17 protein-coding genes and 1 pseudogene are annotated in these 14977 nt (G+C 36.8%); 13 read left to right on the top strand and 5 right to left on the bottom strand.

Features of this window, described 5'->3' with window-relative positions; all coding sequences use genetic code 11:
- From D1Z92_RS08520 to D1Z92_RS08495, 6 genes and pseudogenes are all read left to right on the top strand, one after another.
- A complete protein-coding gene (locus D1Z92_RS08520; RefSeq protein WP_128895239.1) occupies positions 1 to 867 on the top strand; it encodes an ABC transporter ATP-binding protein in 867 nt (288 codons plus the stop codon).
- The gene (locus D1Z92_RS08515) at positions 860 to 1471 is read left to right on the top strand and encodes an ABC-2 transporter permease (RefSeq protein ID WP_128895238.1); all 612 of its coding nucleotides are present in this window, start codon (positions 860 to 862) and stop codon (positions 1469 to 1471) included. Before D1Z92_RS08520 ends, D1Z92_RS08515 begins: the two co-directional genes overlap by 8 nt.
- Before the next feature lie 129 nt (positions 1472 to 1600).
- Positions 1601 to 1720 (top strand): annotated as a pseudogene (locus D1Z92_RS17585) (GntR family transcriptional regulator); the annotation flags it as partial.
- A 5-nt stretch (positions 1721 to 1725) separates the two neighbouring features.
- Entirely contained in the window at positions 1726 to 2607 is an 882-nt protein-coding gene (locus D1Z92_RS08505) for an ABC transporter ATP-binding protein (RefSeq protein WP_128895237.1), read from the top strand.
- Complete coding sequence (locus D1Z92_RS08500) at positions 2585 to 3169, top strand: ABC-2 transporter permease (RefSeq protein ID WP_128895236.1); 585 nt, start codon at positions 2585 to 2587, stop codon at positions 3167 to 3169. The genes D1Z92_RS08505 and D1Z92_RS08500 overlap by 23 nt, the downstream gene beginning before the upstream one ends.
- Positions 3170 to 3303: 134 nt before the next feature.
- The gene (locus tag D1Z92_RS08495; protein ID WP_128895235.1) at positions 3304 to 3777 is read left to right on the top strand and encodes a hypothetical protein; all 474 of its coding nucleotides are present in this window, start codon (positions 3304 to 3306) and stop codon (positions 3775 to 3777) included.
- A gap of 313 nt (positions 3778 to 4090) precedes the next feature.
- On the opposite strand, the gene D1Z92_RS08490 is transcribed toward D1Z92_RS08495, so the two are convergent.
- Together D1Z92_RS08490 and D1Z92_RS08485 are read right to left on the bottom strand one after the other, a co-directional pair.
- On the bottom strand, positions 4091 to 5461 hold the full coding sequence (locus D1Z92_RS08490) for an MFS transporter (RefSeq protein WP_128895234.1): 1371 nt from the start codon (positions 5459 to 5461) through the stop codon (positions 4091 to 4093).
- A 234-nt stretch (positions 5462 to 5695) separates the two neighbouring features.
- Positions 5696 to 6505: an aminotransferase class IV gene (locus D1Z92_RS08485; protein WP_128895233.1), complete on the bottom strand. Its 810-nt coding sequence runs from the start codon at positions 6503 to 6505 to the stop codon at positions 5696 to 5698.
- Between the two features lie 166 nt (positions 6506 to 6671).
- On the opposite strand from D1Z92_RS08485, the gene D1Z92_RS08480 reads away from it, so the two are divergent.
- The 4 genes from D1Z92_RS08480 to D1Z92_RS08465 all read left to right on the top strand — a co-directional run bounded on the left by D1Z92_RS08480 (position 6672) and on the right by D1Z92_RS08465 (position 10836).
- A complete protein-coding gene (locus D1Z92_RS08480; RefSeq protein ID WP_240666627.1) occupies positions 6672 to 7181 on the top strand; it encodes a GrpB family protein in 510 nt (169 codons plus the stop codon).
- Between the two features lie 147 nt (positions 7182 to 7328).
- Positions 7329 to 8381 (top strand): acyltransferase family protein, encoded by a 1053-nt coding sequence (locus D1Z92_RS08475; RefSeq protein ID WP_128895231.1) that lies wholly within the window; start codon positions 7329 to 7331, stop codon positions 8379 to 8381.
- Between the two features lie 32 nt (positions 8382 to 8413).
- Complete coding sequence (locus tag D1Z92_RS08470; RefSeq protein ID WP_128895230.1) at positions 8414 to 9079, top strand: response regulator transcription factor; 666 nt, start codon at positions 8414 to 8416, stop codon at positions 9077 to 9079.
- On the top strand, positions 9076 to 10836 hold the full coding sequence (locus D1Z92_RS08465; RefSeq protein ID WP_128895229.1) for a sensor histidine kinase: 1761 nt from the start codon (positions 9076 to 9078) through the stop codon (positions 10834 to 10836). Before D1Z92_RS08470 ends, D1Z92_RS08465 begins: the two co-directional genes overlap by 4 nt.
- A 22-nt stretch (positions 10837 to 10858) precedes the next feature.
- Here D1Z92_RS08465 and D1Z92_RS08460 read toward each other — a convergent pair whose 3' ends face one another.
- The 3 genes from D1Z92_RS08460 to D1Z92_RS08450 form a co-directional block, all read right to left on the bottom strand.
- On the bottom strand, positions 10859 to 11395 hold the full coding sequence (locus tag D1Z92_RS08460) for a permease (RefSeq protein ID WP_128895228.1): 537 nt from the start codon (positions 11393 to 11395) through the stop codon (positions 10859 to 10861).
- Positions 11392 to 11769 carry a hypothetical protein gene (locus tag D1Z92_RS08455; protein ID WP_370741249.1) on the bottom strand — a complete coding sequence of 126 codons (378 nt, stop codon included), beginning with the start codon at positions 11767 to 11769 and terminating at the stop codon, positions 11392 to 11394. The genes D1Z92_RS08460 and D1Z92_RS08455 overlap by 4 nt, the downstream gene beginning before the upstream one ends.
- A 97-nt stretch (positions 11770 to 11866) precedes the next feature.
- Positions 11867 to 12208: a PadR family transcriptional regulator gene (locus D1Z92_RS08450; RefSeq protein ID WP_128895226.1), complete on the bottom strand. Its 342-nt coding sequence runs from the start codon at positions 12206 to 12208 to the stop codon at positions 11867 to 11869.
- A gap of 321 nt (positions 12209 to 12529) precedes the next feature.
- Here D1Z92_RS08450 and D1Z92_RS08445 point away from each other — a divergent pair, with 321 nt between their 5' ends.
- From D1Z92_RS08445 to D1Z92_RS08435, 3 genes are all read left to right on the top strand, one after another.
- On the top strand, positions 12530 to 12688 hold the full coding sequence (locus D1Z92_RS08445; protein ID WP_164931518.1) for an aspartyl-phosphate phosphatase Spo0E family protein: 159 nt from the start codon (positions 12530 to 12532) through the stop codon (positions 12686 to 12688).
- 492 nt (positions 12689 to 13180) lie between these two features.
- Entirely contained in the window at positions 13181 to 13972 is a 792-nt protein-coding gene (locus tag D1Z92_RS08440) for a dihydroorotate dehydrogenase electron transfer subunit (protein WP_128895224.1), read from the top strand.
- Positions 13965 to 14870: a dihydroorotate dehydrogenase gene (locus tag D1Z92_RS08435; RefSeq protein ID WP_128895223.1), complete on the top strand. Its 906-nt coding sequence runs from the start codon at positions 13965 to 13967 to the stop codon at positions 14868 to 14870. The genes D1Z92_RS08440 and D1Z92_RS08435 overlap by 8 nt, the downstream gene beginning before the upstream one ends.
- The last annotated feature ends 107 nt before the right edge of the window (positions 14871 to 14977 follow it).

The following is a 14977-nucleotide window of genomic DNA, read 5'->3' as shown; positions in this document are numbered from 1 at the left end:
ATGGAGAATGTCGTTGAGTTAAAAGGTGTCACGAAAAACTTTAAAGGTTTTTCTGTTGAAAATATGAATTTAGAAGTAAAGCAAGGGTACATAACAGGATTTATTGGAGAAAATGGTGCAGGTAAATCAACAACGTTAAAAATGATCATGAATTTACTGAGACCAGATGCAGGGGAAGTTAACATATTTGGCATGGACTATAAGCAACATGAAAAGGAGATCAAACAACGTATTGGGTTTGTGTACGATAGCAATGTGTTTTTTGAAGGATTAAATGTAAAAGATATTAAACGGATTGTAGCACCAGCTTATAAACAATGGGATGATGCTTTATTTTATCGATATGTGGAGCAGTTTGAGTTGCCACTAAATAAAGCGATAAAGACATTTTCCAAAGGGATGCAAATGAAAGTATCACTTGCGATCGCATTATCTCATCATGCTGAGTTTATTATTATGGATGAACCCACAGCGGGCTTAGACCCTATTTTCAGAAGAGAGCTATTGCATCTGTTACAGGAAATAATGGAAGATGGTCAGCGTACTATTTTCTTCTCCACGCATATTACGACAGACTTAGATCGTATTGCCGATTATATCGCTTTGATACAAAAAGGGAACCTATTATTTAATCACTCCATCCATGAAATAGAAGAAAATTATACACTCGTGAAGGGGAGTTTAGACCTTTTAGATCGGGACACAGAGCAGGCATTTGTTCACGTTCATCGTACATCAACAGGGTTCGAAGCTCTAGCGAAGAATGTACAAAATGTAGAGCATACTTTCGGCAATGATGTTGTCATGGAACGTGCTTCTTTAGAAGATATCATGTATTACTTTAAAGGGGGAATGCAACATGCTTAATTTAATTCGTCGTGATTATATACTATTGAAATGGCAAATATTAATCTTTATTCCTTTTGTTTTATTTTTTATCTTTTTCGGTGATCATCTTGATCCTGCTTTTATTTTCTTGATCGCGAGTTTTTATATTTCCTTTAGTACCTATACTTATGATGAAAAAGCAGAGACGAATAGGTTACTAAACTCTCTACCTTATACACGTAAAGAAATTATTGCATCACGTTATCTTGGTGGTATGGTTCATATGATAGTAGCGATTGCCTTTACAAGTGCGTTGTTGTTTATTTTCAATAAACCTTATACAGTGACGGATATTGCCATATCTAGTGCCCTTTTTCTAGTGTTTGCTTCGTTATTTTTTCCATTATTTTATGTGATAAAAAAAGGTTTTTTTACACCAGTTGTCATTATTAGTTTCCTCGTTATTAGTTTTATAGGCCCTCCCATTGCGTCATTTTTTGCTAATCATGTAACAGCAGTTACTAATTTTATTAACAATTTATCTGTTCCTGCTTTATACAGTGGATCAGTTCTAGTAAGTATGTTCATTTATGCTGTTTCATGGGGCATCTCCGTGATCATTTACGAACGAAAAGCATTTTAAAAAAATCATTTAAAAAACATACTAAATTATAGTATATTAAAAAAATATTTAAAAAGTTTAGTGAATATAGTATAATGCGGCATGAGGTATCGTCAATAATTTCGTGTAAATGGAAACTCCTTTTCATGCAGAGAGAAAAAACTAAAGGTGATTAAAGAGCAACTGATGGCTGTGATAACAAACAGTAGAGAAATGGATCTGCCTTTTGAGGAATTACAGCAACTATTGAACATTTTATATGAGGAGTGAACACAATGGAAAATGTCGTTGAGCTAAAAGGTGTCACGAAAAACTTTAAAGGTTTCTCTGTTGAAAATATGAATTTAGAAGTAAAGCAAGGATGCATAACAGGATTTATTGGAGAAAATGGTGCGGGTATATCAACAACGTTAAAAATGATCATGAATTTACTGAGACCAGATGCAGGGGAAGTTAACATATTTGGCATGAACTATAGGCAACATGAAAAGGAGATCAAACAACGTATTGGGTTTGTGTGCGATAGTAATGTGTACTATGAAGGACTGAACGTAAAAGATATTAAACGAATTGTAGCACCAGCTTATAAACAATGGGATGATGCTTTATTTCATCGATATGTGGATCAATTTGAGTTACCTCTGAATAAAGCGATAAAGAAATTTTCAAAAGGGATGCAAATGAAAGTATCACTTGCGATCGCACTATCTCATCAGGCTGAGCTTATTATTATGGATGAGCCAACAGCGGGCTTAGACTCTATTTTCAGAAGAGAGCTATTGCATGTTTTACAGGAATTAAAGGAAGATCGTCAGCGTACTATTTTCTTCTCTACGCATATTACGACAGATTTAGATCGTATTGCAGATTATATCGCTTTTATACATAAAGGAAATTTAATATTTAATTACTCCACACATGAAATTGAAGAAAATTATACACTCGTGAAGGGGAGTTTAGACCTTTTAGATTGGGAAACGGAGCAGGTATTTGTTCACGTTCATCGTACATCAACAGGGTTCGAAGCTCTAGCGAAGAATATACAAGATGTAGAGCATACTTTCGGTAATGACGTTATCATGGAACGCGCTTCTTTAGAAGATATTATGTACCACTATAAAGGAGGGATGAAACATGCTAAATTTAATATGGCGTGAGTATATACTATTTAAACAGAGTATGTTATTTTTTATTCCTTTTATTTTATTTTTAACCTTTTTTTATGATGGTTTTCATACTGCTGTTATTTTTTTGGGCGGGAGCTTTGCTATTTCCTTTAATTCCTATGCTTATGATGAAAAAGCAGAGACGGATATTTTACTAAATTCTCTACCTTATACACGTAAAGAAATTATTGCATCACGCTATCTTGGTGGTATTGTTCATATGATAGTATCGATTGCCTTTACAAGTGCGTTGTTGTTTATTTTCAATAAACCTTATACAGTAACAGACATTGCCATATCTATTGCCCTTTTTCTAGTGTTTGCTTCGTTACTTTTTCCATTATTTCATGTGATAAAGAAAGGTTATTTTTTAACAGTTGCCGTGAATAGTTTTCTCCTTATAACTATTCCAGGCTCTAAAGTCAGGTCATTTGTTGCAAATCTTGTAACAGCAGTTACTGAATTTACTAGTGGAGCAATGTTGGCGGCGATGCTTATTTATGCTGTTTCATGGGGCATCTCCGTAATCATTTATGAACGAAAAGAATTTTAAAAAATATTTAAAAGTATACTAATTATAGTATATTAAAAAAATATTTAAAAAGTTTAGTGAATATAGTATAGTACAGGTCTAACGATGAAAATATTAGATAAATTTACCAACAGATTAAAGGAGAGAACAAAAACATGCAACAATTTTTACAACAGATCTCAGAAATGAATGTTTTTATCCAACTCATTGCCATATTCATTATTGGCATGATACCACTTTTGGAAGCCCCTTTAGCTTCGGTGTTGGGAATAGCGCTTCAACTTCCCCTTCCATTGGTACTGATGTTAGCTATATTAAGTAATTTCTTGACCGTCGTTATCGTAATTTCTTTTGCCAACCTATTAAAATCCAAATTTAGTAGAAAAGATAAAAGTGAAAGTGGCTTCCTTAACAAACGATTCCACAAAACACAGGTTTATTTTAATCGGTATGGTGTACCGGGAGTTTCTCTCCTAAGTCATTTTATCCTGGTTGGTAATCCCATTTCCGCTTTCTTTTGTATCCTTCTTGGAGGAACTAAAGCTCAAGTGATGGTATGGCAATTTTTGAGTATTGTTTTATGGGGAGTTGGAACAGCTCTATTAGCGCTTGGTCTAATTTCGTTATAAATTGAAACTATTAGACAAAGATGCGGATCGTCCATGTCCATCTCGCTGCAACAGGATTTGAGGCATGAACAGATAATATGAAACTAGCGCAACATACTTTCAGAGATGCGGTTGTTATGAAGACTGTTTCGTAAGAAGATATGCTGTATTAGCTTAAAGGGTTAGAAGATTCTTCTATAGATGGAGGGGACGAACTAAATCACTAGTCCGTCCTCTTGTATTTTATCTTATGCAAAAAATAATTTCGGTTTCATTCTGAATACTTTAGTAAAATATGGTAAATACATTTTCACTTTTTTACTTGTGAGAATGTTCAAGACACATTTTGATGTTTGAGTACGATCCGTTGATTTTTTCTGTAACGGATAAATAAAATAACGGAAATAAGTAAACTTCCGATGATGCCAATAAAAATATTACGGTATATCGCTTCATATGCCAGATTAGACTGCCAAAGTATCAACATACCTGACAATGCTACACCAAAAGCACCTCCAAAAAACTGCACCAGTTGATACATGCCCATCCCCGTTCCTATTTGCGCATCTGGTAAAATTCTTGTCGCTTCATTCGCAATGCTAGACGTTAAGGCGGAAAAGCCCGTACTCATAAATGCATAGGCGAACATAATCCAGTAAGGAGAGACGCTAGAAAATAGAGCAAGTAAACTAGTGGAAATGATTAATAAAGCTTGTCCTAGCATCATAATTGGTATGTTACCAAAACGGTCAATGACTCTACCGATAAATTGTGCGGCAACAGCAGAGAGCATCGCACCTGGAAAGATCATCAGTCCAATGGCAGCAGCTTCTTTGTTGAAAATATTTGCAAGAATAAACGGCATCATAAACAAGGTAGAAAAATGAGTAATAAAGGCGATGAAACTAATAAACAGTAACTTAATATATGCACGATTTTGCAATATGATCGGCTGAATAAATGGGACGGATACCTTGTGGATGTGTTTCCATAGCAGCAACAAACTGACTACACTAGCAATGAGAAAGTAAAATGAAAGTGTAGATAAAAATAGTAAAAAGAAAGTAACGATAGCAGCAGTTAACAATGCACCGATATAATCAAATTTTATTTTTTGAGTTGCTGACTCTTTAGGTAGTAGTTTATAAAAAACAGGAAGTAGTAACACCGTAAAACTCGTCACGACAAATAAATAGTTCCATCCTAGTGCCTGAGTAATCGCCCCTCCAACAACAGGCCCTAGACCAAAACCTAAGGATGCAGCGGAAGAAATAAGCGACATGGCTTTTCCTCTTCTAGACAACGGGATGTATCTACTAGCTAAAACCATCGCTAATCCTGGTACAGATCCAGCGCCCGCAGCTTGTAAAAGCCTTGCTAATAATAACTCTACAAACGTATTAGCCATCCAACCGATAAAAGAAGCGATTCCCAGTAAGATGAGACCAAGCAATAGTAGTCGAGAAATGGGGATGAAATCGGATAATCTGCTGTACGTTAGTGTAGAAATAGCAAACACAATAGAATAACCTGAAACTACCCAAGAGGTAGTAGAAGAGGTTAAGGATAAATCTTGAAGGACGGATGGCAGCGCCACATTAAACATCGTCGTGTTCATGACAACGAGCAATACCGTCATACTCCATAAAAAAATGATTTTATTTTCATGCACTAATGAACCTTCCTTCATTGCAGCTGTATTCATTGGATTAGATCAAACTCCTTGTCATTCATTTACTATATAACATTCATGTACTATATAAGATGAAGAAATGATGGGATAATGTAATAAGTTGGTTGCAAAAGTTCATTCAACTTGTGTAGTATTGCTATACTGTATAAACTATACATCCAGTTTAACATTTCGTCAAAAGAAACATATGACATTCATATTTGTTAATGAAGGGAAAATCTTGTTTCTTGTAAGTGTTTTGATGAATTAAGTGTACACTGGGGTGAGATAGTTACTGTATTGGGGTGCATTACCAGAAACAATATTTTGGTACAACTTTTGAATATTGCTTGTGATTATTCCTTTCTTACCTGTTCCAATAGTTCGGTGATCAATTTTCACTATGGACTTAATTCCAGCTGCAGTCCCACTAATAAAAACTTCATCCGCAGTGTAAAGCTCTGTTCGATCCATGCTTCTTTGTACTGTGTTTATTCCAAGTGAATGTTTTGCCATGGTAATGATGGTATCTCTAGTAATTCCGTTTACAATATCATCAGAAACGGGTGGAGTTATTAATGTTCTTCCTATAACGATGAAAACATTTGTCCCAGTTCCTTCTGCCACATTCCCTGCAGCGTCAAGGAAAATAGCATCATCAAACCCACTTAACCTTGCATTAGATGCTGCAAGTGCTGAATTCATGTAGCCAGCTGTTGATTTAGCATCTGTAGGAATAGCGTTTGTTTGATTTCTTACCCAAGAAGAAATACATATATTTAGTTCATCTTCACCATAACGAACTGAACTTAAATAAATATAGACAACATTATTACTATCAAACAAACGGAGAGCAGTGGCAGTTTCATCAACAAGACAAAGAGGACGAATGTATATGTTTTCTCTTATTTTATTTATTCTTAATAGATCTATCGTTGCTTTGAGAAGCTGTTGGACTGGATTCCAAAAAGCTCTGATGCCTTCTAAAATGCCCAGTCCAAAGTTGACGCTAGAACTTCTAATGCTTATTTTTGTTTTTTCTTCAGGTACAAATTTACCTTGAGCAAAAACAACCATATGTAACCTCCTCAAAGTGTTTACTTACTTATATATAGCATGGTTAAAGTTGTACCATCACGCTTGTGGAATAATTTTTTATTAGGGTGTAGGTGCAGTTTGAAAGACGACAACGGGCAACAATCACATTATACTTATAAATATAGTTAGGAGATATGTAATGATCATGGTCAAATTAGTAGACTACAATCCAGAATGGGAACAACGTTTCTTCATAGAGAAAAAAAGAATGATCGACGTTATAGGTGATAAAGTGAGCGGAATAGAACATATCGGAAGTACTTCCATAAAAGGTATGCCAGCTAAGCCCATTATCGATATACTCGTAGGCATTAGTGATGTAGCGGATGCATTTCAACTTATCGAACCATTCAGTACAATACAATATGAATACGTACATAAGCCGGAATTAATAGATAGAAGATTTTTTAGAAAAGGGGAATGGGGAAGAGGGACGTGTCATGTACACGTATGTGAATATCATAGTAAAGAATGGAAAGAAAAAATATGGTTTCGTGACTACCTCAGTGAACACCCTCCTGAAGCAAAGCAGTATGCAATGGTAAAGAGGACATTGGCTGTGCAATATGCTCAGGATAGAGCGCTGTATAGTAAAAGCAAAGAACCATTCATTCAGGCCGTCATAGAAAAAGCACGCATACGATATGAACAGTAGTGTAGTAGCTAATTGTAGCTAACCTTTGGTTGTTTTAAGCCAAAGGTTTTTTGGGTATGCATACCTTCACTCTAAGTACACATGAAGGACACATCTCCCTCCTATAATACAAACTACAAATAACCTAAACCTTTAGGAGTGTGAGAGATGAAAAAACTTTCATTATTACAGTCATTTCGAGCGATAGCCCCTGTGCTTATTTTGCTCTTACATGCAGCTCAAATATATGATGTCAACTTTATGTATATGTTGAAATTTGAGAAAACGGGTGGTGTAGATTTATTTTTTGTGATGAGTGGCTTTCTGTTATATTACATTTATAATAGAAAGTTCGGGGAAAACGGGCAAGCAAGAAATTTCTTGCTTAAACGAATCACGAGGATTATGCCACTGGTTTGGGTGTTGACGTTGTTCTTTTTTGCAGCTAGTTATATTGGTTTGTGGGAACCATATGCTTCAGATGAATTGCTAGGATCTCTTTTCGTTCTCCCAACGTCAGAACATATACTAGATACGACATGGTCGTTAAGTCATATGGTGTTTTTCTACCTGATGATGGCAATCGTGATTTGGCAGCCGTTATGGAGACTACCTATGTTGGCAATAGTCAGTATCATGACACTGTATCTGTATCGTTATGGATTTTTGGGAGAAGATACGATTCTTTCTCTGTTAACGATGAATTATTATAACTTCGAATTCTTATTAGGATGTATTGCAGCTGCTATCGTGATGAAAGTGAGAATAAGGGGGGCGTTCGTATACCTCATTGCTGGCATCATCGGTTATGCCTATACTTGGTATGTCATGACCAACGGAATCGAGAGTCGCTTGCCATTAGAAATGATGTTTGGTCCTGCTGCCTTTTTACTTGTACTAGGTGGAGCGGGATTAGACCAAACTAGAAATATTAACATTCCGAAACCAATTCAGATTTTAGAACAGTCTAGTTATGCTTTGTACTTATCTCATTACCCTCTGCTTATTATCTCGATGTACTTGTACGATGTGAACAGATGGTTTGAATATATATCCTCTGCTGTAGCATACAGTTTGGTATGTACAGTGATTGTATGTATCAGTACCGGCATTCATTACGTTGTGGAAAAGCCACTAGATCGTTTCGTTCAACGGTTAGTACAACCTTTGTATAGTAAAGCGAAGCCAAAGGATGAGGTAAAGGCAACAGCAGTACAATAGAAGGAAGACGAGATTAAACGGAGGATTAGGAGATGAACACCACGATTTTGTTAGTGGAAGACGAAGTGCGAATGAGAGAGATTGTGAGGGATTACTTTCAAGCCAATGGATTCAAGGTGATTGAGGCGGAAAATGGGGCAGAAGCGTTGGAGAAGTTTCATATGCATCCTGTGGATCTCATCATATTAGATATTATGATGCCTGAAATGGATGGATGGTCTGTCTGTCGGCGTGTGAGAAAAGAATCCGACATTCCGATTATTATGCTCACAGCAAGAAGCGAAGAGGACGATCAATTAATGGGATTTGAGCTGGGAGCAGATGAATATGTCATTAAGCCGTTTAGCCCGAAAGTATTAGTGGTCAGAGCACGAAATATTTTGAAAAGAGCTAAGGGCAAGGAATTACAGCACATTGAAGATGTAACAATAGATAGACAAGGTCAAGTGGTGAAAATAGGGACGGAACGTGTAACATTAACACCGAAAGAGTTCGAATTATTGTTGTATCTTGTAGATAATGAGGGCATTGTGCTGTCACGTGAACAAATACTAAATCAGATTTGGGGATACGAATACTACGGTGATGAACGGGTCGTGGATACACATATTAAAAAACTACGCAAGAAAATACAGAAAAGCGCAAAACATATTCATACTGTTATTGGTACTGGATACAAGTTTGAGGTGTTGACGTGAGAAGGAAAGGCATATCATTTAAACTGTTTATGTTTACATTTGGGATTTTTTCATTTATTCTGCTCGTTCAATTTATTTTCCAAACGTTATTTTTAGGGGATTATTACATCAACAAAAAAAATAATGACATTGAACATAATATATATGATTTTGCGGAATCGTTTACGGAGTCTAATTGGAATTTGTCGCAATTGAATGAACAAATCAGTTTATTTGTAGAATACAACAATGCACCGCTAGTCATTATGGATGAAGATGGGATTACGGATACACAACATAATTATAGTATTGTGATGCAAACGGAGGAAGGTCTTTTTTATAAAATATTCTCAGGTGACATTTATGCACTCGATACTTACGAAGACTTTGAGAAGTTAATGGGTTCGAAGATTCATGTAGAAGGTATTTTAATGAAAGAAGATGAAAGTGTCATAGAACCATTTCTTTTACAGTCAGATGAAGTCAATTATTACAACGAAGACTTAGAAAAAGAGTGGAAAGAGGATCAATTTTCTACCGTTAATGTCACTGGTAAAGTCGTTTATTTTAATGAATTGGTGTACGAAGAAGCATTGATATACAAAAATGATCTTTTGTTAGATGAAGTAGGGTATTGGTTTTACGAAAATAGAGAAGAATTATTGGATCTTGAAATGGGAGAAGTCATCCATTACAGTTTTGAAGATGAATTAAGTGGTATAGAGAACATCGTGTTCATTTACCCGATTGAAGTGCAAAGTAATATGAAGTATATTTTCGTGATGCATTCGTTACAACCTATCAACGAAGCGATTAGTATTATGAATCAATTTACGATCTTTGTGCTAGGTATAGGGCTTGTTTTGATCGTTTTGTCATCCTTTTTATACTCGCGGACGATGACGAAGCCTATTGTGGAAATGAACCGTATAGCAGAGCGGATGGCTAATTTAGATTTTTCAACATCCTCTACGATCCAATCGGATGATGAATTAGGGAATCTCTCTCGTAGTTTAAATACTTTATCTAACAATTTGGACCAGAGCCTTAAAGAACTTCAAGCATCGAATGCTAAGTTGAAAGATGAGATGGAGTTGGAGCGGGAACAAGAAAAACGGCGCAAGGAGTTTGTAGCTAATGTATCCCATGAATTGAAAACGCCATTAGGGATTATAAAAGGATACGCAGAAGGCATAAAAGATGGCATATACGAGGAAAAGAAGGAACACTATTTAACGGTTATTCTAGAAGAAATTGATTCTATGAACGCGCTCGTTCTCGACATGTTGGAGTTGTCTAAACTAGAGGAGGATAGTTTTCAGCTGACGATCTCGACTTTTCCGCTGCAACATTTGTTTAGAAAAATAAAAACTATTTTTAGTCATATGCTGGAAGAGAAACAGATAGCATTTGAAATGACGCCTGTTCAGGTACACGTAGAAGGGGATATGAAACAGTTAGAGCAAGTGCTGCGTAATTTAGTACATAATGCTATCCGTTATAGTAAGCATGGAGAGAGGGTATTTGTTAGAGCAGAAGTGCAGAATACCTATGTGACGGTAAGCGTAGTGAATACAGGTGCGTATATTGAAGAAGAAGAGCTGACAAAAATATGGGACAGATTTTATCGCATTGAAAAATCAAGAAATCGAACTTCAGGTGGTACAGGATTAGGCCTTCTTATTGTAAAAACGATATTAGAACGTCATCGTAATGAGTATGGTGTGAGTAATAGTGAAGAAGGAGTCGTTTTTCATTTCACCTTACCACGGAGCTGAGGCAAAGTAAGGTGAAATGATATTACATTTCTGAATGCTGCTTCATCATGTCACGTTGTAATGATGGACGTCGGTCATATATTTTTTCAAATATAACACCCATCATATAGAAAAATAGCAGGCAGAAGCTAATACGAAGAAATGAAAATAGAGGGCCGAATGAAGTGAGTTCAAAAATAACCACGTGTATTTTTGTGGTGGACCAAACACCTAGGAAAAACACAATATACCGCAGGCTTGCGCCTTTTCTTAACAGTATGACGGAGATGGGAAAAGCAATATAGAGGGGGCCTGCTGCAACAGTACCTAATAACAAAGCAAATACTATGCCGTATAGACCAGCATCTTTCCCCATATATTTTACTAGTGCATCTTTTTCCAACCATGTATCCAGTACACTGACAAAAATGAGTATAGGAGGCAGTAAGAGGAGCATGTCTAACATACTTTTACCGGTTAATTGTATGGCATTCCATCCCATCGTTTGATTCCATAAAGTGACGAGAGAGAGAACGAATAGTAACACAACAAATAAGCGGTATGCTTTGAATGTTTTCATACCATCACCACCCAGATTAACAGTGAAAATAGCAAACACATGAATATAGCAGCTGCATTACGAGCGTATGCAAAACTATTCCCAAATGTTTTCCGTTCCAAAGGTAAAGTGAAGATACCGACTGCCATTAATGAGGACATGAAGGCGGCTACTTGGGGGAGGCCTGCTCCGTTCTCTACTAAAGTATCTCCTAGTGGAAATACAATAAAGCTAGGAATAAGCGCAATAGAACCAATGATGGTAGAAGTGACAACGCCAATCCATCCGGACTGCTCTCCAATCACAGAAGAGAGAAAAGACGGTGTGAATACAGATAGGGACAATCCTACTAGCAGCATAATAGACATCACATCTGGCATAATCTTCGCAAACATGCTCCAGGCATTTTGTACAACCTTTTTAGTACGACTGACACTTTTTCTCCAAGAAAGGATAAGGAGAATCATAGCGATACTGTATAGTATCACTCCGCTAATCATGATGAGATGCCTTCCATTCACTATATTGATCCATGAAAAAAGATAAGTTTTTTATTTTAGCTTGCGTTAAAATATAAAACTCGTCTAGTTTTTGTTTCCCCATCTCCGTTAGTTTGTACATTTTTATCGGTTTGCCCTCTTCCGATGTCATCCAATATGATGTAATCGCATTTTCGTTTTCTAATTTTTTTAATGTGCGATATAAAATAGCGCTATCAATCGGGTTGACGGGTAGTTCATCCTCACACTTTTGTAATAGCTTTCCTCCATAGCTGTCTTCCTGAGCTAAAAATAGTAAAATAAATTCCGCAGTATGTCGGCCTGTATGTTTCATGACGATTTATCCTCCTTTTTGTTCTTCATTGTCACAATGAACTGCACGAAAAAATATGAAAATATGACATGATAAATCAGTGACAAAATGTACTTTTTCTGTGATGCTTTTACTATCATAATAGTGTTATTGACAGTTGAGTGTTACTAACAGTTTAAATAAAATATAAAAAAATGTCAATAAAATCGTTACATCGTTTTTTTCGATTTTTTGAAATGCAATTTTTTGGTCCGTTTCACGAAAAAAATCAAATGAAAATACAGATGAAACAAGAAATATTTTTTAAAATATATATTTCTTGAAAGGTGTTGGATGAGTAACATGTATGTCCATGAAATTGAATCGTTACGAAAACAATTAGTAAAAAAAGTAATTCATTGCAAAAAATTAACCGATGACCAAGTTGTGCAGTTGAGTCAACAGTTAGATACTTTAATTGTGGAAGATCAGAGATGGAAAGCAAAGAAGAGAGTGCGATAATACTCCAAATATAAATATTACTTTTACGGCAATGATGATCTGCAGTGCATGTCAATCCTGTGATATGCTTATGTGCCTGTAACATCTATACCATATTACGTTTCATACGCAGTAATCTATTCATCTTTATGTGACAGGTGATTTTGCCTGTTTGTAGATTTGTATATCATTTCGTATGTTGTATATGCTTTTTTAGATGTTTATTTAATGCCGTCGGTAGATTTACACTTAGAAACTATCTGTGATGGAAGACACTTACCCTATTCACTTCCAAGTCTCGATGAAGCCCATCTAGGCTTTTTGTTTTGTGATTGTCGAAAATGTATTTTCATGTTTCCACTGATAGAAATTGGATTTACATGGTTTCACTTTTTTTATGAATGAGATGATTTATGGTTTGCCGTTGTTACTTTCATCACATCGTCCACCTTCACAACCTTGATATAATAGTATGCAAAATGTCTATGACATCTAGAAAAAGAGGGAGAAACGATGCCATCACACAACAAGTTAAAAAGTAGAGCGGCAGCAAACGTTGTAAGTAACATACAGATTGCAACGAATATCTATGAGATGGTGCTGCACCACGACGACGTTAGTAGAGCGACACAGCCAGGACAGTTTATTAATTTGTACTGTAATGGTAAAGCGACATTGTTACCGAGACCGATTAGTATATGTGAAACGCAGTCTGATTATGGAACGATGAAAATAGTGTACGCTGTAGTTGGTGCAGGAACAGAGGAATTCAGTCAACGGCAACCCGGTGACACAGTGGATATTCTAGGTCCGTTAGGACACGGTTATGACATGCATGAAGGTGTCAAGGAGCATATTATTGTTGGCGGGGGACTTGGTATACCACCGTTATTGGAGCTTACAAAAAGATTGATAGGAAAGAAGAAAGTCGTCCTTGGTTTCAGAGACGAAACGTTCTTAGTGGATGCATTTAAACACTATGCGGACGAACTGTACGTGGCAACCAATGATGGATCTGTTGGGGAACAAGGGACGGTCATCGATATTTTGGAACGCCATCATATTAGAGGAGATATGTTGTATTCTTGTGGTCCCAAGGCAATGCTAGAAGAAGTGCAACCATGGTGTATCCAACATGAAATAGAAGGCCAAATTTCCATGGAAGAAAGAATGGGTTGCGGGTTTGGAGCTTGTGTTGGCTGTGTGACCAAAGTGAAAAATCAGGAAACAGAGCAATGGGAATACAAAAAAATATGCAGTGATGGTCCGATCTTCTATGCTAAGGAGGTCGTTTTTGATGTGTAAATCCATGGAAGTCAACATTGCTGGTATCACGTTCAAAAATCCAGTGATGACTGCATCAGGTACGTTTCAGCCACGGGAATGTGGTGACTATGTAGACATGAATCAACTTGGAGCGGTAGTCGTAAAAGGAATAGCGAGTGAACCTTGGACGGGAAATGCTACACCTCGCATTGCAGAAACGTATGGGGGCATGTTGAACAGCGTGGGACTGCAAAACCCAGGTGTAGACGTGTTTCTACAAGAGGATTTACCGTTTTTAGAGCAATGTGACACAAAAATTATTGTGAATATAGCGGGTAGAATGATACAAGATTATTGCGAAGTAGCGGAAAAATTACAAGGTACGTCTATCGCGATGTTGGAATTAAATATTTCTTGTCCCAATATCAAAGAAGGCGGTGTAGCATTTGGAACGGATGCAAGCATGGTGGAGAAAGTTACACGAGAAGTGAAAAAGTATTGTGACAAGCCCCTTATTGTCAAGCTTAGCCCGAACGTCACAGACATTACGGAGATGGCAAGAGCTGCAGTGAGTGGTGGTGCAGACGCCATTTCGCTTATTAATACGTTGCTTGGGATGGTAATCGATGTGCATCAGAGGACACCTATCTTATCGACCAAGATGGGAGGTCTCTCAGGCCCAGCCATTAAACCGATTGCAGTAAGAATGGTGTATCAGGTAGCCAATGCAGTAGAGGTGCCGATTATTGGTATGGGTGGAATCACAACCGGAGAAGACGCGATTGAGTTTATCCTTGCTGGAGCAGACGCAGTTGCTGTTGGAACTGCTGGATTGATCCATCCTACTGCACTAACCGATGTTGTTCAGGGAATACAATACTATATGGATAGATATAATGTAAAACATATAAAGGAACTCCGTGGATTAGTAAAATAAATAGAATAGATGTTTTTGCTAGAGAATGGCTCCCCTTAAGATAGACAGTTAAAGGATAAAACTGTTTATGACAAGGAGGAGCTTTTTTGTTTCTAAGAAATCCCCAT

This window comes from Longirhabdus pacifica (genome assembly GCF_004115085.1).
GTDB classification, from domain to species: domain Bacteria; phylum Bacillota; class Bacilli; order Paenibacillales; family DSM-105158; genus Longirhabdus; species Longirhabdus pacifica.
The sequence above is the reverse complement of the archived record's forward strand: the minus strand, read 5'-3'. Positions and strand labels throughout refer to the sequence as shown.

What these genes read in the sequence shown, in the direction of transcription:
- D1Z92_RS08520 (WP_128895239.1), top strand. Translation starts at nt 1, where the DNA reads ATGGAGAATGTCGTTGAGTTAAAAGGTGTCACGAAAAACTTTAAAGGT.
- D1Z92_RS08515 (WP_128895238.1), top strand. Translation starts at nt 860, where the DNA reads ATGCTTAATTTAATTCGTCGTGATTATATACTATTGAAATGGCAAATA.
- D1Z92_RS08505 (WP_128895237.1), top strand. Translation starts at nt 1,726, where the DNA reads ATGGAAAATGTCGTTGAGCTAAAAGGTGTCACGAAAAACTTTAAAGGT.
- D1Z92_RS08500 (WP_128895236.1), top strand. Translation starts at nt 2,585, where the DNA reads ATGCTAAATTTAATATGGCGTGAGTATATACTATTTAAACAGAGTATG.
- D1Z92_RS08495 (WP_128895235.1), top strand. Translation starts at nt 3,304, where the DNA reads ATGCAACAATTTTTACAACAGATCTCAGAAATGAATGTTTTTATCCAA.
- D1Z92_RS08490 (WP_128895234.1), bottom strand. Translation starts at nt 5,461, where the DNA reads ATGAATACAGCTGCAATGAAGGAAGGTTCATTAGTGCATGAAAATAAA.
- D1Z92_RS08485 (WP_128895233.1), bottom strand. Translation starts at nt 6,505, where the DNA reads ATGGTTGTTTTTGCTCAAGGTAAATTTGTACCTGAAGAAAAAACAAAA.
- D1Z92_RS08480 (WP_240666627.1), top strand. Translation starts at nt 6,672, where the DNA reads ATGGTCAAATTAGTAGACTACAATCCAGAATGGGAACAACGTTTCTTC.
- D1Z92_RS08475 (WP_128895231.1), top strand. Translation starts at nt 7,329, where the DNA reads ATGAAAAAACTTTCATTATTACAGTCATTTCGAGCGATAGCCCCTGTG.
- D1Z92_RS08470 (WP_128895230.1), top strand. Translation starts at nt 8,414, where the DNA reads ATGAACACCACGATTTTGTTAGTGGAAGACGAAGTGCGAATGAGAGAG.
- D1Z92_RS08460 (WP_128895228.1), bottom strand. Translation starts at nt 11,395, where the DNA reads ATGAAAACATTCAAAGCATACCGCTTATTTGTTGTGTTACTATTCGTT.
- D1Z92_RS08455 (WP_370741249.1), bottom strand. Translation starts at nt 11,769, where the DNA reads ATGTTTGCGAAGATTATGCCAGATGTGATGTCTATTATGCTGCTAGTA.
- D1Z92_RS08450 (WP_128895226.1), bottom strand. Translation starts at nt 12,208, where the DNA reads ATGAAACATACAGGCCGACATACTGCGGAATTTATTTTACTATTTTTA.
- D1Z92_RS08445 (WP_164931518.1), top strand. Translation starts at nt 12,530, where the DNA reads ATGTATGTCCATGAAATTGAATCGTTACGAAAACAATTAGTAAAAAAA.
- D1Z92_RS08440 (WP_128895224.1), top strand. Translation starts at nt 13,181, where the DNA reads ATGCCATCACACAACAAGTTAAAAAGTAGAGCGGCAGCAAACGTTGTA.
- D1Z92_RS08435 (WP_128895223.1), top strand. Translation starts at nt 13,965, where the DNA reads ATGTGTAAATCCATGGAAGTCAACATTGCTGGTATCACGTTCAAAAAT.